A 17,898-nucleotide genomic window follows, 5' to 3' on the forward strand; every position below is an offset into this window, starting at 1 on the left:
GTTCCGGGCAATGAAAAGGACGTGAGAGCGGGTGCTCATGACGCCACGACAGGTTCGAGCAACGTCCTCGCGGGAGCTAGTGTTGTACGCCACGCTTAGCCAAAAGCCGTGCCATAGCAGAAGAGGTGCAAGGATGGCGGTCTACGGGGAGGGCGGTGCCATTGTTCCTTCCGTGGCCCGGGCGATTCGCGTCTTGGAACTCCTCGCCTCCGCTCCGGACGGGCTCACGCTGACCGAGGTCGCGCGTGCTCTTGAGATGCCGCCGAGCAGCGCACTGGCGATCTGCACGACGCTGCGCCAGGAAGGGCTCGCCAACAGGACCCGGGACCGGCGGTACACCCTCGGCCCGGGCATCCTGTCATTGGCCGAGAAATACGCGCGGGGCGGTCTTCCCGCGCTTTTCATGCGCGCCTGCCGAGACGTGTTGCCCGACAACCGGGAAACCGTCGTTCTCGCGTTACGCGAGTGGCACGAAGTGGTCTATTTAGCGCAACGGCCTGGAAATCGCCCGCTGGCGGTTAACTATCACCTGGGCATGAGACTGCCCGCCCACACCACCGCGAGCGGAAAGGCATCACTGAGCCTGGTGCCGGACGACGAGGTGCGGGAGATCTACACGCTCACCCGGCCACCGGCCGAGCACGCCGGCGCCGGGCAACCCGACGTCGACCTGTTGATCGCGGATCTCCGGGAGATCAGGGAGCGCGGTTACGCCATCGACGACGAGCAGACCGCGCCCGGGATGGTCTGCCTGGGCGTTCCCATCACCGTCGCCGGATCCCGTGCGACCACGGCCGCCGTGGCGGTGAGCCTCGTCAAGTCGACCGTGACCGACGAGGTGCTTGCGGAGTACGTCGCGCTGATCCGGCTGCTGGCCGACACGCTGTCGACGGCGGAGCCCGGCAGCGACTGAGGGGGCGTGCGCCCGGGGGTCGTTCCCGCTGTGAAGGAACGAACCCCCGGACGCACGCGGGATCAGTGGTCGTAGCTGACCACGACCCGCTCCGTCAGGGCGCGTGCCTGACAGGGAAGGATCACGCCGTCCTCGAGGTCCTGCTCTTCCAGGATCGTGTTCGCGTCGTGGGCCACCTCGCCCTCCAGCAGGATGCAGGCACAGGCGCTGCACGATCCCTCCCGGCACGAGTACGGCACGTCCATGCCCGCGGCCAGGAGAACGTCCAGCAGCCGGTTGTTCTCCGGCCAGCGCACGGTGTGCTCATCGCCGTTGAGCCGGATCACGGCCTCGGCCGCGGCTCCGCCCTCGTCCGGCACCGGTTCGCCGGAACCGAACGGATCGCCGCTCAGCGAGCGATATTCCTCGATGTGAACGGCCCGGCCCGGCGACCCGGACGACCCCGGGCCGGTGAGACCGCACCGGACGCTCTCCATGAACGGTCCGGGACCGCAGACGAACACATCGCGCGAGGGGAACGGCGCGGCGAACTGGCGGAGCACGTCCTCGGTCGGCACTCCGGAGAGGCTCTCCAGCCAGTGGGTCACGAAGAGCCGATCCGGGTGCCGTTCCTGCAGCGCGCGCAGCTCGCCGGCGAAGATCACCGAACTCTCGTCCCGGTTGGCGTACAGCATCGCCACCCGGCCGGTGCCGGCGGCCATCACGGCCTTGACGATCGACATGATCGGGGTGATCCCGCTGCCGCCGGCGTACACGACCAGATCCCGGTCCAGCGACACCGGCACGAACCTTCCGGCCGGGGCGATGACGTCGAGCACGGTGCCCTTGACGGCGTTGTCGCAGAGCCAGTTGGAGCCGACGCCGCCTTGGACCCGCTTGACCGTGATCCGGGGCGGTTCACCGAGGTCCGGAGCGCTGCTCATCGAGTAGCAACGGGCCAGGGACGCGCCATCGGCCGGAACGCGAACCGTCAGGAACTGACCCGGCCGGTAGTCGAGGGCGCCGTCGTCCGTGAGCGGGTCGAGGACGAACGAGCAGGCGGCCGCGGTCTCCCGAACGACTTCGCGGACCTGCACCTGGAAAACACGAGCGGTGGCCATCTCAGATCCGACCGCCGCGACTCCCGATGAGCTCCAGGCAGCGCATCTTCAGATCGTCGGAGTACCCCATCACGGCCTCCCTGGCCGCCGGCAGGTCCCGGCGGGCGAGCGTCTCGGCGAACCGCACCCTGGCCTGACTCCATCTGCGATGAAGATCGCCCCAGTCGGTTCCGGAGACGACCTGGGCGAGGATCGAGGGGACGCTCAGGAGGTGGTAGGTGTCGAGCACCATCGGGTTCCCCGACAGTGACAGCAGGGTCTCGTGGAAGGCGACGATCGAGGCGCGACGCTCCTCGGCGTCCTGGTCGGGATGGAGTTCCACCGACGCACGCTCGGCGGCCTCGTGCACACGCGCCAGGTCCTCGTGGCTCACGCTGTCCAGCACATCGGCGATGACACCCAGGGTGAGCGTGGCTCGCGCGTCCAGCGCCTTGCTCACCAGGGCACCGTCGACCGGAACGAGTTGGTAGGCGCCGGGTCCGGAGTGCTGGAGCAGACCCTCCTGCAGCAGGCGGGTGATCGCGTAGTACGCGCTGAGCGGATTGGCCTGGAGTCGCTCGGCCACGTCGTCGACCGTGAGATCGCAGTCCAGGGGCAGCTCCCGCTCCAGCACCATGGCCCGGAGACGCTGGTGGGCGGAGCGGTCCGACATCTCGACGAACGCCCCGAAGCGCCCCTGATAGTAGGCCAGGGGGGCGCCCGGGGTGGCGACCGCGTTCACCACGTGTCCCAGGAAGATCACATGGGTTCCGCCCGTCGGCACGTCGGCGACACTGCACTCCAGGTGGGCGAGAGAGCCGTCGAGCAACGGCTGACCGTCGACCCCCGGGCTGTGCCTCACGCTGAGGAACTTGTCGTCCCCCTTGCCGGCGAAGTGCACGGCCAGGTCGCCCTGCCCCTCTTCGAGCACGTTGACCACGAACCGCCCGGTTCGCTGGATCGCCTTGGCGGTTTCGGAACTCTGGTTGAGGCAGACCAGCAGCATGGGCGGTTCGAGAGAGAGTGAGGAGACCGCACTGGCGGTGCTGCCGAACAACCGCTCGCCCTCGCGCGTGGTGATCACGGTCACACCGCTCGCGAAGTGGCCGATCACCTGGCGAAAGGTCCCCTGATCGAGCGGGGTCTTGAGCTGGACCTGTTCGACACCGGACGGGCGCATGGAGGCTCCTGAGTTCGGCCGAGTTAGCTAACGGTCAGTAGTTTGTCTCGACGTCGGCTGGCCCGCCAATACCGCTCCCGCTGACCGGATACCGCTTGCTTGCCCGCTGGTGATCTGGAAAGAAAGGGAAGTTTCCAGGTTGCCGGTATTGATTTCCGGCTGCCTCTCGATCAGGCTAACTAACAGACGTTAACTAACGTTGAGAGGGAGGCTCGCGTGTTCGCCCGTGTCAAAAAGGGAGTCCGGTGAGTACCACAGCGGTCAAGGTGTCCGATCCGCTCCATGACAAGAACAGCGCGGGTCGCGCACCGGGAACTCCCGTCACGATGGTGGAACGCGTGGCCCTGATCCTGGAGGCGTTCGGCGGACAGCCGGGGTGGCTCAGCCTCGAAGCGATCTCACAGCGGACCCGGCTGCCGCGGTCCACCGCTCACCGGATCCTGGACCAGCTCCTCAGAGTGCGGTGGCTGGAGCACAGCTCCTGGGGATACGCGCTGGGTCCCCGCCTGCTGGAGCTGTGCGGCCAGGACAACTCGGACTCGCGGCTGAGGACCGCCGCCGATCCGATCCTTCGCGAACTGCGGGATCGGACCGGAATGGTGGTGCACCTGGGAGTGCCCGAGCGGGACCAGGTGAGGTACCTGGCGAAGTACTCGGTGGCGTCGTTCGCCGTCCCGTCCCAGGTCGGAGCACTGGTGCCGATGCATGCCAGCGCGTTGGGCAAGGCGTATCTCGCCTGTCTGAAGCCGGAGCGCATCGGCAAGATCCTCGGCGACAACCTGGAGCGGCGGACGTCGCGTACCATCTGCGACCTCTCCCACCTCCACGCCGACCTGGCCCGGGTACGCGAACGCCGCGGCATCGCCTACGAGAAGGAGGAATGCGTGCCCCGGCTGGCCTGCGTGGCCTCGGCCGTCCACAGCAAGGACGGGCCGCTGGGGAGCGTCTCGCTGGTGACCAGTGCCGAGACCGGATCGCTCAGCCGTATGGCTCCCCTGGTGGTGCGAGCGGCCCGCCGCATCACCGAGACCCTGCTCAGCGGTGCGTGATCGGACGAAGGCCCCGATTCACCGGTAACGCACAGGGGTAAGCGCTCGCCACGACGATTTCATCCCGGTGGGCGAGAGACGGGTGTGCGCCGGTCGCGCCACCTGCCAACGTTGAATCATGCTCGACGTGACAACCCGCAGGGCCGCGGCGGACGCGCTCTGGACGGCGCAGCGGGAACGAAGCCCGATTGACCCTCTGACCGAGTCGTACCCCGGTATCGACGTGGTCGACGCCTACGAGATCCAGCTGCTCAACATCAGGCGTCAGCTCGACGCCGGGGCCGGCGTCCACGGCCACAAGGTGGGGCTCTCGTCACCGGTGATGCAGCAGATGATGGGCGTCGACGAGCCCGACTACGGGCACCTGCTCGACACCATGGTGCACTCCGAGGGCGAGCCCATCGAGATCGCCCGGTACTGCTACCCCAGGATCGAGGTGGAGATCGGCTATGTCCTGGGAGACGCGCTGCCCGGCGAGAACTGCACCGTAGAGGACGTACTCGCCGCCACCGAGTACATCGTGCCGAGCATCGAGCTCATCGACAGCCGCATCAGGGACTGGAAGATCGGCTTGGCCGACACCATCGCCGACAACGCGTCCTCGGCCGGGGTGCTGCTGGGGGCCGCCAGGCGGAGCCCGGCCGAGCTGCGGGCCGCCGGCGTGGACATCGCCGATATCGAGGCCGTCCTCTACACCGGCGACACCGAGGTGGCACGGGGCAACACCAGCGCGGTCCTGGGCGATCCGACCACCGCCGTCGCCTGGCTGGCCAGGAAGGTCGCCTCCTTCGGGGTCAAGCTCCAGGCGGGGCACGTCATCCTTCCCGGGTCCTGCACCCGCGCGGTCGACGTGCGTCCCGGCGACACCTTCCGCGCCGAGTTCGCCGGGCTCGGCTCCGTGACCGCTCGATTCGAATGAGAGTGAAACCAGTGACCAAGGCGACCGCCGCGATCGTCGGCTCGGGGAACATCGGGACCGACCTGATGTACAAGCTGCTCCGCTCCGAGGTGATCGAGCCGCGCTGGATGATCGGCGTGGACCCCGACAGTCCGGGTTTGAAGCGGGCCGGGGACAACGGCCTGATCGCCTCGGCCGAGGGCGTCGACTGGCTGCTCGGCCAGGACGAGCGCCCCGACATCGTGTTCGAGGCCACCTCCGCCTACGTGCACCGGGCGAACGCTCCCAGGTACCGCGAGCTCGGCATCCAGGCCGTCGACCTGACCCCGGCCGCGATCGGGCCCGCCGTGGTGCCGGCGGTCAACCTCGGCGCGCACCTGGACGCGCCCAACGTCAGCCTGATCACCTGCGGGGGACAGGCCACGATCCCGATGGTGCACGCGGTCTCGCGGGTGACCGAGGTGGCCTACGCGGAGATCGTCGCCAGCGTCGCCTCCCCGTCGGCCGGTCCCGGCACGCGGGCGAACATCGACGAGTTCACCAAGACCACCAGCCGTGGCATCGAGACGATCGGCGGAGCCAGGCGGGGCAAGGCGATCATCATCCTCAACCCGGCCGAGCCGCCCATGCTCATGCAGGACACGATCTTCTGCTCGATTCCGGTAGAGGCCGACCGGGAGGCGATCGCGGCCTCGATCAAGGAAGTCGCGGCGGAGGTGGCCTCATACGTGCCCGGTTACCGGCTGCGTACCGAGCCGCAGTTCGACGACCCGACGGCCGTCAGCAGCGGCCTCGCCCGCGTCGCCGTATTCGTCGAGGTCGAGGGCGCGGGCGACTTCCTGCCACCCTACTCGGGCAACCTCGACATCATGACGGCCGCCGCCACCAAGGTCGGCGAGGGCTTCGCACAGCGCATCCACCCGTAAGGAGATCGACCCATGCCCTACAGCGCCGACCTCGACATCCGCATCACCGACTCGTGCCTGCGGGACGGCTCGCACGCCAAGCAGCACCAGTTCACCGTCGAACACGTCCGCTCCGTCGTCGCCGCGCTCGACGAGGCGGGTGTGCCGGTCATCGAGGTCACCCACGGCGACGGCCTCGGCGGCTCGTCGTTCAACTACGGCTTCAGCCACACCCCCGAGCAGGAGCTGATCAAGGCGGCGGTCGCCACCGCCAAGCGCGCGAAGATCGCCTTCCTGATGCTGCCCGGCGTCGGAGTCAAGGACGACATCCGCGAGGCCGCCGACAACGGTGCGAGCATCTGCCGGATCGCCACGCACTGCACCGAGGCGGACGTCTCCGTACAGCATTTCGGCCTGGCCCGGGAGCTCGGCCTGGAGACGGTCGGGTTCCTGATGATGTCGCACACCCAGCCGCCCGAGGCACTGGCCAGGCAGGCGCGGATCATGGCGGACGCGGGCTGCCAGTGCGTGTACGTCGTCGACTCGGCGGGCGCGCTGATCATGGAGCAGACCTCCGACCGCGTCTCCGCCCTGGTCGCCGAGCTCGGCGACGACGCCCAGGTCGGTTTCCACGGCCACGAGAACCTCGGCCTCGGCGTCGCCAACTCCGTCCTCGCGGTCAGGGCGGGCGCCCTCCAGATCGACGGCTCGGTGCGCAGGTTCGGCGCCGGGGCGGGCAACACGCCGCTGGAGGCGTTCACCGCCGTCGCCGACAAGCTCGGCATCCGTACCGGCGTCGACACCCTGAAGATCATCGACGCGGCCGAGGACGTGGTGCGTCCGATCATGGACGGCGAGTGCCTGCTCGACCGGCTGACGCTGACCATGGGTTACGCCGGCGTTTACTCCAGCTTCCTCAAGCACGCCGACCGCCAGGCGAGGAAGTACGGCGTCTCCGGCGCCGAGATCCTCGTCGAGGCCGGGCGCCGCAAGCTCATCGGCGGGCAGGAAGACCAGCTCATCGAGATCGCGGTCGGCCTGGCCGGCCGCTGAGGCGAGGCGGGGGCGAGTCCGCTTCGTTCCTCCGTCGTGGCTCGGAGGGTACGGGCACGGACCGGGGGAGGGGCCGGTGACTCCCCTCCCCGGTCAGATCCGGGTGATCGCGCCGGTGTTGTCGCGGTCAAGGTGCCGTCCGATGATCATTCGCTGGATCTGGTTGGTGCCCTCGAAGATCTGCATGACCTTGGCCTCGCGCATGTAGCGCTCCACCGGGAACTCCCGGGTGTAGCCCGCACCCCCGAGGACCTGGACGGCGTCCGTGGTCACCTTCATCGCGTTGTCGGTCGCCACGAGCTTGGCGATCGACGCCTCGCGGCTGAACGGAAGATCGGCGTCCTTGAGCCGTGCCGCGTGCAGCAGTGTCGCACGCGCGGAGACGATGGCGGCCTCCATGTCGGCAAGGATGAAGCCGAGTCCCTGGTGGTCGATGATCCGCCGTCCGAAGGTGTGGCGCTGCCGGGCGTAGGCGACGGCGGCGTCGAGAGCCCCCTGGGCGAGACCGGTCGCGACCGCGGCGATGCCGAGCCTGCCGACGTCGAGTCCGGCGAGGGCGATCTTGAGACCGTCGCCCTCCGCGCCCAGCCGCCGCTCCACCGGCACTCGGACCCCTTCGAGCCGCAGGGCTGTGGTGGTCGAGCCGGTGAGGCCCATCTTTCGCTCCGGTACGTCCGCGACCAGGCCGGGCGTGTCCGCGGGGACGAGGAAGCAGGAGATGCCGTGGCGGTCGCCCTGGGCGGCACCGGTACGCGCCATGATCTTGTAGAAGTCGGCCTGGCCGCCGTGGGTGACCCAGGCCTTGGTGCCGTTGAGCACGTAGCCGTCGCCGTCGCCGCGGGCCGTCGCGGTCATGGCCGCGGGGTCCGAACCGGCGTGCGGCTCGGAGAGGCAGTAGGCGCCGAGGAGCTCGCCACCGAGCATCTCGGGCAGCCAGCGCTGTTGTTGCTCCGGAGTACCGCGCGTCGCGAGGCCGAAGCAGGACAGCGCGTGGACGGAGACGCCGACACCGACCGAGGCCCACACCGCTCCGATCTCCTCCAGCACCTGAAGGTAGACCTCGTACGGGAGACCGGACCCGCCGAGCTCCTCCGGGTAGGGCAGGCCGAGGATGCCGACCTCGCCGAGCATGCGGAAGACGTCGCGGGGGAATTCCTCGTCGGCCTCGGCCCGTGCCACCCGGGGTGCGAGCTCGTCGGCGGCGATCGTGCGGACGAGCTGGATCAGGTCGGCGTGCTCAGCTGAACGGAAGGTACGTCGGGCCGGCATCGGTGGTTCTCCTGGAGTGCTGGGGGTGGTGGGTGGCGGTGGTGACGGTCGGAGCCGGGCCGGGCTCACCGCCCGGCCGGGCGGCAGCGCGGATCTCGGCGACGTGACCGCCGGGACCGGCGCCGATGACGACGACGTCGAAGGGCTGTTCGGCGACCTGGTTCGTCATCACAGCGCCGCCAGTCCGGGCTCGGCGAGCAGGGCGGCGGTGTCGGCGAGGACCTGGGAGCCCTCGGCGCCGTCGAGCACGCGGTGGTCGAAGGAGAGCGCGAGCTGGACGATCGAGCGGGGCTCGATCCTCTCACCCGCGGCGTCCTCGACGACCCAGGGCTGCCGGCGGATGGCGCCGACGGCCAGGATCGCCGTCTCGCCCGGGTTGAGGATGGGGGTGCCGGTGTCGACGCCGAAGACGCCGACGTTGGTGATGGTCGTCGAGCCGCCCGCCATCGCCTCCGGCGTGGTCCTGCCGTCGCGGGCGGTGGCGGCGAGCTCATTGATCGCGTTGGCGAGGTCGAGCAGGCCGAGGGTGTGCGCGTCCTTGATGTTCGGCACCATCAGGCCGCGTGGCGTGGCGACGGCGAGGCCGAGGTTGACGCCGGCGGGGATGACGATCTCCTGGGCGGTCTCGTCCCAGCGCGCGGTCGCCATCGGGATCCGGGCCAGGGCTCGGAGGTAGGCGCGGGCGACGAACGCCAGGGGCGTGAGCTTGGTGTCGCGGAACTCGCGGCGTCGCTGGACCAGCTCGCGCAGCTCCAGGGTCTTCGTCACGTCGACGGTGACGAACTCGGTCACGTGCGGTGCGGTGAAGGCGGAGGCGACCATCGCGGCCGCGGTGTGCTTGCGCACCCCCTTGATCGGGATCCGGGTCTCCGAGCCGGTGACTGCGGCCGGGGCCGGGGCCGCCGACGCGGGCCGGCCGCCGGACTCCGAGGCACGCAGCACGTCGGCACGTGCGACGGTCCCGTCCGGGCCGGTCGGCTCGACCGCGGCGAGGTCCACCCCGAGAACCTTCGCCAGCTTGCGGATCGGAGGCTTGGCCCGCGGCCTGTCCCGGCCGGGAGCGGCGGGTGGCGTGACCGCGGGGGCGGATGGCGTGACCGCGGAGGCGGGTGGCGTGACGGCGGGGGCGGGTGGCGTGACAGGGGAGGCGGGTGGCGTGACGGCGGGGGCGGCCGCGCCGCTTGGGACGGCGCCACGGCGACGCCGGCTGCGACCGGAGTCCCTGGCGCCGTAGCCCACCAGCAGCCTGGGCTCCGGCTCGCCGGCCTCGCCCTCGGCCGGAGCGATCGGAGCGGCCGGAGCGGCCGGAGCGGCCGGGGCGGACGCCGGTGCGCCGGCGGTGCGGATGGCGATGATCGGCGAGCCGACGGCCACGACCTCGCCTTCGGCGGCGAGCAGCTCGACGACCTCGCCGGCGTACGGCGAGGGCAGCTCGACCACGGACTTCACGGTCTCGATGTCGACGATGATCTGGTTGACGGTGACCGTGTCGCCGACGGCGACGCGCCAGGTGACGATGTCGGCCTCGGTGAGGCCCTCACCGACATCGGGCAGCAGAAAGGTCTGTGCGGTCGCGGTGGTCGTCGCGGTGGTCAAGGTGTGCTCCTGCGTGCGGAACGGACGGGGCCGTCTCGGGATGGCGTCAGTGGCGTCTCGGGATGGCGTCAGTGGCTCAGGCTGAGGTCGCAGGCCTCGAGGATCCGGTCGACGTTCGGCAGCCAGTCCTCCTCAAGGCGGCTCGCCGGGTATGGCGTGTCGTATCCGGTGACCCGCAGGATCGGCGCCTCGAGCTCGTAGAACGCCTGGGCCTGCACCCGGGCGGCGAGCTCGCCGCCGATGCCGCAGGTCTGGGGGGCTTCGTGGGCGATGACGAGGCGGCCGGTCCGTCGTACGGACTCGACGACCGTGGCGTCGTCGATGGGCGAGAGCGAGCGCAGGTCGATGACCTCGACCTCGCGCCCCTCCTCCGCCAGCACCCCGGCGGCCCTGGTCGCCACCGGCACCAGGGCGCCGTAGGTGACCAGGCTCAGGGCGTCCCCGGGCCGCACGATCCGGGCGCGCTCCATGTCGACCGGCGGGGCCGACGGGTCGACGTCGCCCTTGGACCAGTAGGACCGCTTGGGCTCGAGGAAGATGACCGGGTCGTCGCACCGGATCGCCTGGCCGAGCAGGTCGTAGGCCTCCTGCGCGTCGGACGGGCAGAGCACGCGCAGTCCGGGGGTGTGCGCGAAGTAGGCCTCGGGCGACTCGCTGTGGTGCTCGATCGCACCGATGCCGCCGCCGACGGGGATGCGGATGACGACGGGGAGCGAGATCCGCCCCTCGGAGCGGTGGCGGTACTTCGCGAGCTGGGTGACGATCTGGTTCATCGCCGGGAAGACGAAGCCGTCGAACTGGATCTCGCACACCGGCCGGTACCCGGCCAGGGCGAGACCGATCGCGCTGCCGACGATGCCGGCCTCGCCCAGGGGCGAGGTGACGACGCGGTCGTCGCCGAAGTCCTTCTGCAGGCCGTCGGTTATACGGAAGACGCCGCCGAGCCGGCCGATGTCCTCGCCGATGAGGAGCACCTTGTCGTCGGCGTTCATCGCGTCGCGCAGGCTCGCGTTGAGGGCGTGCGCCATCGCGGTGCTCACGAGTGGTCTCCTTCGGCCGCGGCCACGAAGGCCAGGTGCTCGTTCATCTGCCGCCTGAGGTCGCGCGGCATGCTCTCCAGGGAGTGGAGGAACGGGTCGCCCGCCGCGGGCACGGGGAGGGCCCGGCAACCGCCGCGCAGACGTTCGGCCAGCTCCTCCTCCTCACGGGCCAGATCGGCCAGGAACGCCTCGTCGATCCGTGGCGAGTGGTCACCGCCGGTCAGGAGGGCACGGAGCCGGTCGATCGGGTCGCGGGTCGCCCACTCGTCGTTCTCCGAGCCCGCCCGGTAGCGCAGGTCGTCGTCCGACGTGGTGTGCGGGTTCCGGCGGTAGGTGACCGCCTCGATCAGGGTCGGGCCGCCACCGGCGCGGGCGTTCGCAAGCGCCGCCTGGGTCGCCGCGTGGCAGGCGATGACGTCGTTGCCGTCGACCCGCACGCCCGGGAAGCCGAAGCCCCGGGCGCGCTCGGCCGCCGGAACGCGGCTCTGCACGGAGAAGGGCGCCGAGATCGCCCACTGGTTGTTCTGGCAGAAGAACACCACCGGCAGGTTCTGCGCGGCGGCCCACACGAACGCCTCGTTGGTCTCGCCCTCGCTGAGCGCTCCGTCGCCGAGGAAGACCAGCACCGCCCGGTCCCGGTCGGGGTCGCCGGTGCCGACGTCGCCGTCACGCACGATGCCCATCGCGTAGCCGACGGCATGCAGGGTCTGGGCGCCGATGACCAGGGTGTACAGGTTGAAGTTGCGCTCCCGCGGGTCCCAGCCGCCCATCGTGGTGCCGCGGAAGAGCCCCAGCAGCCGGACCGGGTCGACGCCGAAGCACCAGGCCACCGCGTGCTCGCGGTAGGTGGGAAACACCACGTCCTGCGCCCGCAGCGCGGAACCCGCGCCGACCTGGGCACCCTCCTGGCCCAGCATCGAGGGCCACAGCCCGAGCTCACCCTGCCGCTGCAGCGCGATCGCCTCGGTGTCGACGCGGCGGGCCAGGACCATGTCGCGGTAGGCGGCCCGCAGGTCCAGGGCGTCGGCGCCGGACGGGACGCGGTCGTCCTGGCGCAGCCTGCCCGCTGCGTCGAGGACCGACCAGGGCGCGGTCGTTGGGGGCGCGGAGGTCATGGTGCTCCTTGAATCGTCGTACGGAGCACTCTCGCAACGGCTGAATCCCGCACGCAATCAATGAGCGCAAGATGTGCGTAGGACGCTGACACTGTGCGTCTATATCATGGCAATCCTCATGAACTGCGCGCAGCGCGACACATTCTTTCGCACCCAAGAAGGCGTGATGGACAGCATCGACCGACAGATCCTGGACCTTCTCCGCACCAACGCGCGCATGCCGGTCAGCGAGATCGCGCGACGCGTCGGCCTGTCCGGAGCTCCCGTCTCGCGGCGCATCGAGCGACTGGAGGCGGACGGGATCATCCAGGGCTACGTCGCGCTCGTCAGCGAAGCAGCGGTGGGCGAACTCGACGCCTTCACCGAGATCCGCCTCACAGGGGACACCGACACCCGGGAGATCGAGGAGATCGCGCGCCAGGTTCCGGAGGTCCAGCAGTACTACACGATCGCCGGCGACCCGGACGCCCTCGTGCGGTTCCGGGTCCGCAATGTCGACCACCTGCAGCAGGTCGTCAACGCCATCCGGCGCACGGGGATCGTGGCCGGCACCAAGACGCTCATCGTCATGTCGACGTGGGACCGTACCCGCACACTGGACTGAGGATGCGGCCGGGCGGCCCGGTCACATGTCACCCCCTCCCTCGGCACATGGGCTCTCCCAACCCGCCTGCCGACGGCGCCGCGAAAACGGGTGGATCTTGTGAACGGTGGTCGCCTAGTTTGGGTTCTCATCCCTACGTGAGGACTTCGCGCGCATGACGCCGCCTGCTCTTTAGACCTGACACCTCCCTGCGCACCGGTCGCCGACGACGCCGTCGGCTCTGTTTTCCGTGCTCTTCGTCAGGTCTTCAGAGAGATCATGTCTTCACATCCTCATATCGTGCTGCCCTGGGTGGTACGGCGCACCCGCCTGCCCCTGCTCGCCCTGCGGTGCGTGGCCTGCCCTTCCGGCCGCGCCACCATCGGCGACGGCAGGTTCCGCGTCAACGCCAACGGCAAACTTCTCGACGTCTGGCTCCTGGTCAACTGCGTTTCCTGTGGCCGGACCGGCAAGCTCACCGTCCACGATCGCGTCCCGGTCCGCTCACTGCCCGCTGACCTTCTGGCCGGTTACTCGGCCAACTCGCCTGCTCTCGCCGTGGACACCCTCCTCGACCCGTTGATCGCCCGGCGCAACCGGTTCGCGCTCGATTGGGACGGGCGCTGGGAACTCCACGCATCTCCCGTTCCCGAGGATCCGTGGCCCCTCCAGATCGCGGTCACCTTCGACGATCCCGTGCCGGTCCGACCCGAACGGCTCATCGCTCATGGATCAGGCATCAGCCGTAACGAGATCGCCCGCAGAGTCAAGATCGATATCCCGCTGAACCGCAGGACGAAACTGGACTTCTCATTCGTCCTGATGAGGCCGGTTCAGTAGGTCCAGGTATCGGTGCGACGCTCTCCGCTCCGACCCCGCGTACCGCAGCGGCCCACCGCCGAAACCCCGTCCTCCCGCCCCGCGTGTTCGCGGGGCGGCCCGTTTCCGTCGCGCTCGGGTGGCTCCCCTGGGGACACGTCGGCTAATGGCAACCCGACAAACGTGCCTAACTTTCATTAAGTGAACCTATCGGAAACTAGACTGTTTCTATCGGTAAGAGGCCTATAGCGTGCGATAAGTTCCCTTATCGCGCGCGATTGTTTTCGCGGATCGGAGCCCTATGGCCGGGCGTGACCCGGGATGCAGCCACGCAGAGTAGCGAGAATCCGCATTCTCGCTACCGGCCTGCGGGATCGGGGTGTTTCGGGAATAGGTCTTCTCATTGCTTATGGGCGTTTCCGCAGATCGTGCGCCCGAACATGGACATAGCGGGATTTGTGCCACACGGGCCCGTGCTGAAATGGTCACCGAAATGCGACAGAACCATAGCCTTACCCGGCCGGTGCCTTGACGTGACGTATTTTCGCCGTATTACTGTCGCGCCCGTCAAAGAATGATATTGCTTGGTTGTGGCTGATCAGGGACAGATTCTGAGCGCATTCGAGGGCGCGGCGCCCATTGTCCTGTCCGCCGGCCCCGGGCAAAAGCCCGAGCGGACGGCTCCGGAACCCGGCCATACCCGGGAGCCGCCGGGCGGTACCGCCGTGTCCGTCACCGCCTCCGTCACCGCGTCCTCGGCCACCTGGCTCCTGGACAATCTGCCCTGACCCAGGCGCGACATCCGATCCGGCCCTGTGGAGGAGACACCCGGGGGCGCCCTGCTCGTGCCCCCGGTCAGGGGCGAGGACGCGGACCGGCCGCGCGCCAGGCGGCCCATGGCCTACGAGACGTCGAGAGCGTCGAATCGAGCGGTTCGACGCGGACCCATCCGAGAGAGGATCCCATGACCCCCCTGCCCACCCCGGTCTCCAGCCTCACCGCGACCGAGATCGAGCGGACCGTCGCACTGGTACGCGAGGCCGGCCTGGCCGGCGAGAGCGTCCGCTTCGTCTACGTCGGCCTGATCGAGCCGCACAAGCAGGAGGTACTCGCGTTCCAGGCCGGCACCGGGCCAAGGCCCGACCGCCGGGCGCGGGTGCTGCTGCTCGACACCGCGACCGGCGACGCCCGGGACGTGACCGTCGACCTCACCGCCGGGGCGGTGGCCGCGGTCGTCGACGTCGACGGCTCCCGCGGCGGGATGCCGATCCTGGTCGAGGAGTTCATGTCGGTCGACGGGATCCTCGCCGAGGATCCGGCCTGGATCGACGCGCTGGCCAAGCGCGGCCTGACCGCGGAGCAGGTGAAATGCGCGCCGCTCTCCGCAGGCGCCTTCGACCTGCCCGGCGAGGAGGGCAGGCGGATCATCCGGGTGCTCTGCTTCGCCGCGCTCGACCCCGACGGTCATGTCTGGGCGCACCCGGTGGACGGGCTGAGCGCCTACGTCGACCTGGTCGAGAGGAAGGCGACCGAGATCATCGACATCGGTGTCTTCCCGCTGCCGGAGGAGCTGAGCAAGTTCCACCTCCCGGAGGGGCGCCCGGCACCGTTGGAGACCCTCAGACCCATCGAGATCACCCAGCCCGAGGGGCCGTCGTTCCGGGTCGAGGGCGACCGGATCACCTGGGCGAACTGGTCCTTCCACTTCGGGTTCGACGCCCGTGAGGGCCTGGTGCTCCACCAGCTGGCCTACGCCGACCCCGACCACGACGGCGAGGTCCGGCCGGTCGTCTACCGCGCCTCCATCGCCGAGATGGTGGTGCCGTACGGCGACCCGGCGCCGGTCCGGTTCTGGCAGAACTACTTCGACACCGGCGAATACCTCTTCGGCCGGTTCGCGAACTCGCTCACCCTGGGCTGCGACTGTCTCGGCGAGATCCACTACGTCGACGTCGACCTGGCCGACGAGGCCGGCGACGTACGGCGGATCCCCAACGCGATCTGCCTGCACGAGGAGGACTACGGCACGCTCTGGAAGCACACCGACATCTACACCCCGAACTCGGCCGAGGTCCGCCGCCAGCGCCGCCTGGTGATCTCGTTCTTCACCACGATCGGCAACTACGACTACGGCTTCTACTGGTACCTCTACCTCGACGGCAGGATCGAGTGCGAGGCCAAGCTCACCGGCATCCTCTTCGCCTCGGCCTACCGCGGGCTGCAGGAATGGCCCTACGCCGGAGAGGTCGCCCCGGGTCTGGGCGCCCCGTTCCACCAGCACCTGTTCAGCGCTCGCCTCGACATGATGGTCGACGGCGTCCGGAACGCGGTGGACGAGGTCGACGCGGTCCGGGTGCCGGTCTCGCCGGAGAACCCGTACGGCAACGCCTTCAGCTACGCCCGGACCCGGATCGCGAGCGAGGCCGAGGGGGTGCGCAGCGCGGACGCCTCGGTCGGGCGGACCTGGCACGTGGTGAGCACCGAGCGCACCAACCGGCTCGGTCAGCCGACCGGCTACGTACTGCGCGCCGAGCAGCACCCGACCCTGCTGGCGGACCCGTCCTCGTCGATCGCCGCGCGGGCGGCGTTCACCACCCGGGACCTGTGGATCACCCGGTACACGCCTGAGGAGCGGTACCCGGCCGGCGAGTTCGTCAACCAGAACCCGGGCGGCGACGGTCTGCCGACGTACGTCGCGGGTGACCGGCCCCTGGACGGCGAGGACGTCGTGCTGTGGCACACCTTCGGCGTGACCCACTTCCCACGGCCCGAGGACTGGCCGGTGATGCCGGTCGACCATGTCGGATTCTCGTTGACGCCGTACGGGTTCTTCGACCGCAACCCCACGCTGAACGTGCCCGCCAACACGGCCAAGCACTGCAGCGGGCACGGTGACGGACACGGGCACGGAGACGGTGACGGGCACGGAGACGGGCACGGGCACGGAGACGGGCACGGGCACGGAGACGGGCACGGGCACGGAGACGGGCACGGTCACCACGGCGACTGAGATGCGGAGATAGAGCGGGTACCGGTGGCCGGACCGCTCCCGGCGGCGCTCGGTGCGGGCTGCTGCGCGGTCGCCGGTGACCCGTTCCAGGGCGTCGACGAACTGGCCGGCGTCGAACACGCTGTCCTTGAGGAAGTGGCCCGTCATCCGCTGCTTTCGGGCGCCCAGTTCTGTACGGCGGGGGCGTACCCGGCCGGCTTGTCCCCGACCTTGACGCCGGGACTGACCAGCCAGCTCTGGTACTCCGGTGTGAACATGCGGTAGACCGACCGGGGCGGCACGGAGCTCGCCTCGTCGAGTTCGGCGCGCAGTTCGGCCGGCAGCTCGGCGTCGAGGGCGGCCATGTTGGCGTCGAGCTGGTCGGCGCTGCTCGCCCCGATGATCGCCGAGGCGATTCCGGGCTGGGTGGCGACCCAGTTGAGGGCGACCTGGGCCATCGTCATGTCGAGCTTGCCGGCGACACCGTTGAGTGTCGTCAGCAGCCGCCAGTCCCGGTCCGTCCACGAGCCTCCGGGCGAGCCCGCGTCACTGAGCCTGCCCTCCCCGGCCAGACCCCGGCCGGTCTGCCGGTACTTGCCGGTGAGGAAGCCGCCGCCGAGCGGGCTCCACGCGGTGATACCGAGCCCCAGGTTCTGCCCCATGGTGACGTGCTCCAGCTCGATCGTCCGGTCGATGAGAGAGTAGGGCAGTTGCAGGCTGACCACCGGGACGAGGGAGTGGGCCTCGGCAAGGGTCTGGGCTCGCGCGGCGTACCAGCTGGGCACGTCGGACAGGCCCGCGTAGCGGATCTTGCCGGCCCTGGTGAGGTCGTCGAAGGTCCGCATGACCTCCTCGACGGGAGTGATCCGGTCCCAGGTGTGCAGCAGGAACAGGTCGATGTAGTCGGTGCGCAGGCGGCGCAGTGACGCCTCGACCGCTCTGATCATGTGCTTGCGGCCGTTGCCCCCAGCGTTCGGGTCTCCGGGGGCGACACTGTTGGTGAACTTGGTGGTGAGCACCACCCTGTCGCGCACCCCGGCTTCCGCGATGAGATTGCCGAGGATGGTCTCGCTCTCACCGGCGGTGTAGAAATCCGCGGTGTCGATGAGGTTCCCACCCGCTTCGAGATAGCGACGGAAGATCGGGCGGGCCTCCTGCTCGGTCTTGCCGTAGGCGGCGTGGAAGCCGCCGGTGCCGAAGTTCATCGTGCCCAGCGCGATCCGGCTGACCCGCAGGCCGGAACGTCCGAGCAGGTAGTAGTGGTCCAGGGACATGAGGGAGTCGCTCCGTTCGCGAACAGATTCGAGGAGGTCGGGCGAGCACACGTCAGCTTGCGCATCTAAAAATGGACTGTCAAGTCCAGAAACGCCCGCTCGTCACCACCTTGACGGGGGATGAGTGGTGCCGCGA

Annotated in this window: 16 protein-coding genes; 8 read left to right on the forward strand and 8 right to left on the reverse strand. The window is 69.5% G+C overall.

Features of this window, described 5'->3' with window-relative positions; genetic code table 11:
• The first annotated feature begins 133 nt into the window (after positions 1-133).
• A complete protein-coding gene (locus AB0N02_RS01480; protein ID WP_363941270.1) occupies positions 134-913 on the forward strand; it encodes an IclR family transcriptional regulator in 780 nt (259 codons plus the stop codon).
• Between the two features lie 62 nt (positions 914-975).
• Here AB0N02_RS01480 and AB0N02_RS01485 read toward each other — a convergent pair whose 3' ends face one another.
• Entirely contained in the window at positions 976-2,013 is a 1,038-nt protein-coding gene (locus tag AB0N02_RS01485) for a ferredoxin--NADP reductase (RefSeq protein ID WP_363941272.1), read from the reverse strand.
• Position 2,014: 1 nt separating this feature from the next.
• On the reverse strand, positions 2,015-3,172 hold the full coding sequence (locus AB0N02_RS01490; RefSeq protein WP_363941274.1) for a flavin reductase: 1,158 nt from the start codon (positions 3,170-3,172) through the stop codon (positions 2,015-2,017).
• Between the two features lie 245 nt (positions 3,173-3,417).
• On the opposite strand from AB0N02_RS01490, the gene AB0N02_RS01495 reads away from it, so the two are divergent.
• The 4 genes from AB0N02_RS01495 to dmpG all read left to right on the forward strand — a co-directional run bounded on the left by AB0N02_RS01495 (position 3,418) and on the right by dmpG (position 7,077).
• A complete protein-coding gene (locus AB0N02_RS01495; RefSeq protein ID WP_363941276.1) occupies positions 3,418-4,221 on the forward strand; it encodes an IclR family transcriptional regulator in 804 nt (267 codons plus the stop codon).
• A gap of 118 nt (positions 4,222-4,339) precedes the next feature.
• Complete coding sequence (locus AB0N02_RS01500) at positions 4,340-5,140, forward strand: 2-keto-4-pentenoate hydratase (RefSeq protein WP_363941279.1); 801 nt, start codon at positions 4,340-4,342, stop codon at positions 5,138-5,140.
• An 11-nt stretch (positions 5,141-5,151) separates the two neighbouring features.
• Positions 5,152-6,045 carry an acetaldehyde dehydrogenase (acetylating) gene (locus AB0N02_RS01505; protein WP_363941281.1) on the forward strand — a complete coding sequence of 298 codons (894 nt, stop codon included), beginning with the start codon at positions 5,152-5,154 and terminating at the stop codon, positions 6,043-6,045.
• A gap of 12 nt (positions 6,046-6,057) precedes the next feature.
• A complete protein-coding gene (gene dmpG / locus AB0N02_RS01510; RefSeq protein ID WP_363941284.1) occupies positions 6,058-7,077 on the forward strand; it encodes a 4-hydroxy-2-oxovalerate aldolase in 1,020 nt (339 codons plus the stop codon).
• 93 nt (positions 7,078-7,170) lie between these two features.
• Here the strand turns inward: dmpG and AB0N02_RS01515 are convergent, their stop codons facing one another.
• The 5 genes from AB0N02_RS01515 to AB0N02_RS01535 all read right to left on the reverse strand — a co-directional run bounded on the left by AB0N02_RS01515 (position 7,171) and on the right by AB0N02_RS01535 (position 12,097).
• Positions 7,171-8,346 (reverse strand): acyl-CoA dehydrogenase family protein, encoded by a 1,176-nt coding sequence (locus AB0N02_RS01515; RefSeq protein WP_363941287.1) that lies wholly within the window; start codon positions 8,344-8,346, stop codon positions 7,171-7,173.
• Positions 8,315-8,515 (reverse strand): hypothetical protein, encoded by a 201-nt coding sequence (locus tag AB0N02_RS01520; RefSeq protein ID WP_363941290.1) that lies wholly within the window; start codon positions 8,513-8,515, stop codon positions 8,315-8,317. Before AB0N02_RS01520 ends, AB0N02_RS01515 begins: the two co-directional genes overlap by 32 nt.
• Positions 8,515-9,942 carry a dihydrolipoamide acetyltransferase family protein gene (locus tag AB0N02_RS01525; protein ID WP_363941293.1) on the reverse strand — a complete coding sequence of 476 codons (1,428 nt, stop codon included), beginning with the start codon at positions 9,940-9,942 and terminating at the stop codon, positions 8,515-8,517. Before AB0N02_RS01525 ends, AB0N02_RS01520 begins: the two co-directional genes overlap by 1 nt.
• 68 nt (positions 9,943-10,010) lie before the next feature.
• Positions 10,011-10,970, reverse strand: a complete 960-nt coding sequence (locus AB0N02_RS01530; protein WP_363942476.1) for an alpha-ketoacid dehydrogenase subunit beta — start codon at positions 10,968-10,970, stop codon at positions 10,011-10,013.
• 8 nt (positions 10,971-10,978) lie between these two features.
• The gene (locus AB0N02_RS01535) at positions 10,979-12,097 is read right to left on the reverse strand and encodes a thiamine pyrophosphate-dependent enzyme (protein WP_363941296.1); all 1,119 of its coding nucleotides are present in this window, start codon (positions 12,095-12,097) and stop codon (positions 10,979-10,981) included.
• Positions 12,098-12,263: 166 nt separating this feature from the next.
• On the opposite strand from AB0N02_RS01535, the gene AB0N02_RS01540 reads away from it, so the two are divergent.
• From AB0N02_RS01540 to AB0N02_RS01550, 3 genes are all read left to right on the forward strand, one after another.
• Positions 12,264-12,701 carry an Lrp/AsnC family transcriptional regulator gene (locus AB0N02_RS01540; protein WP_363941299.1) on the forward strand — a complete coding sequence of 146 codons (438 nt, stop codon included), beginning with the start codon at positions 12,264-12,266 and terminating at the stop codon, positions 12,699-12,701.
• Positions 12,702-12,980: 279 nt separating this feature from the next.
• Positions 12,981-13,520 carry a DUF1062 domain-containing protein gene (locus tag AB0N02_RS01545; protein WP_363941301.1) on the forward strand — a complete coding sequence of 180 codons (540 nt, stop codon included), beginning with the start codon at positions 12,981-12,983 and terminating at the stop codon, positions 13,518-13,520.
• Between the two features lie 943 nt (positions 13,521-14,463).
• The gene (locus AB0N02_RS01550) at positions 14,464-16,509 is read left to right on the forward strand and encodes a primary-amine oxidase (RefSeq protein ID WP_363941304.1); all 2,046 of its coding nucleotides are present in this window, start codon (positions 14,464-14,466) and stop codon (positions 16,507-16,509) included.
• Between the two features lie 143 nt (positions 16,510-16,652).
• On the opposite strand, the gene AB0N02_RS01555 is transcribed toward AB0N02_RS01550, so the two are convergent.
• Complete coding sequence (locus AB0N02_RS01555) at positions 16,653-17,762, reverse strand: aldo/keto reductase (RefSeq protein WP_363941307.1); 1,110 nt, start codon at positions 17,760-17,762, stop codon at positions 16,653-16,655.
• Positions 17,763-17,898 lie beyond the last annotated feature (136 nt).

This window comes from Streptosporangium sp. NPDC051022, from assembly GCF_040683035.1.
Classification (GTDB): domain Bacteria; phylum Actinomycetota; class Actinomycetes; order Streptosporangiales; family Streptosporangiaceae; genus Streptosporangium.

Coding starts and splice junctions, on each gene's coding strand:
- AB0N02_RS01540 (WP_363941299.1), top strand. CDS start 12,264: ATGGACAGCATCGACCGACAGATCCTGGACCTTCTCCGCACCAACGCG.
- AB0N02_RS01555 (WP_363941307.1), bottom strand. CDS start 17,762: ATGTCCCTGGACCACTACTACCTGCTCGGACGTTCCGGCCTGCGGGTC.
- dmpG (WP_363941284.1), top strand. CDS start 6,058: ATGCCCTACAGCGCCGACCTCGACATCCGCATCACCGACTCGTGCCTG.
- AB0N02_RS01490 (WP_363941274.1), bottom strand. CDS start 3,172: ATGCGCCCGTCCGGTGTCGAACAGGTCCAGCTCAAGACCCCGCTCGAT.
- AB0N02_RS01485 (WP_363941272.1), bottom strand. CDS start 2,013: ATGGCCACCGCTCGTGTTTTCCAGGTGCAGGTCCGCGAAGTCGTTCGG.
- AB0N02_RS01515 (WP_363941287.1), bottom strand. CDS start 8,346: ATGCCGGCCCGACGTACCTTCCGTTCAGCTGAGCACGCCGACCTGATC.
- AB0N02_RS01520 (WP_363941290.1), bottom strand. CDS start 8,515: ATGACGAACCAGGTCGCCGAACAGCCCTTCGACGTCGTCGTCATCGGC.
- AB0N02_RS01530 (WP_363942476.1), bottom strand. CDS start 10,970: ATGGCGCACGCCCTCAACGCGAGCCTGCGCGACGCGATGAACGCCGAC.
- AB0N02_RS01480 (WP_363941270.1), top strand. CDS start 134: ATGGCGGTCTACGGGGAGGGCGGTGCCATTGTTCCTTCCGTGGCCCGG.
- AB0N02_RS01500 (WP_363941279.1), top strand. CDS start 4,340: ATGCTCGACGTGACAACCCGCAGGGCCGCGGCGGACGCGCTCTGGACG.
- AB0N02_RS01535 (WP_363941296.1), bottom strand. CDS start 12,097: ATGACCTCCGCGCCCCCAACGACCGCGCCCTGGTCGGTCCTCGACGCA.
- AB0N02_RS01550 (WP_363941304.1), top strand. CDS start 14,464: ATGACCCCCCTGCCCACCCCGGTCTCCAGCCTCACCGCGACCGAGATC.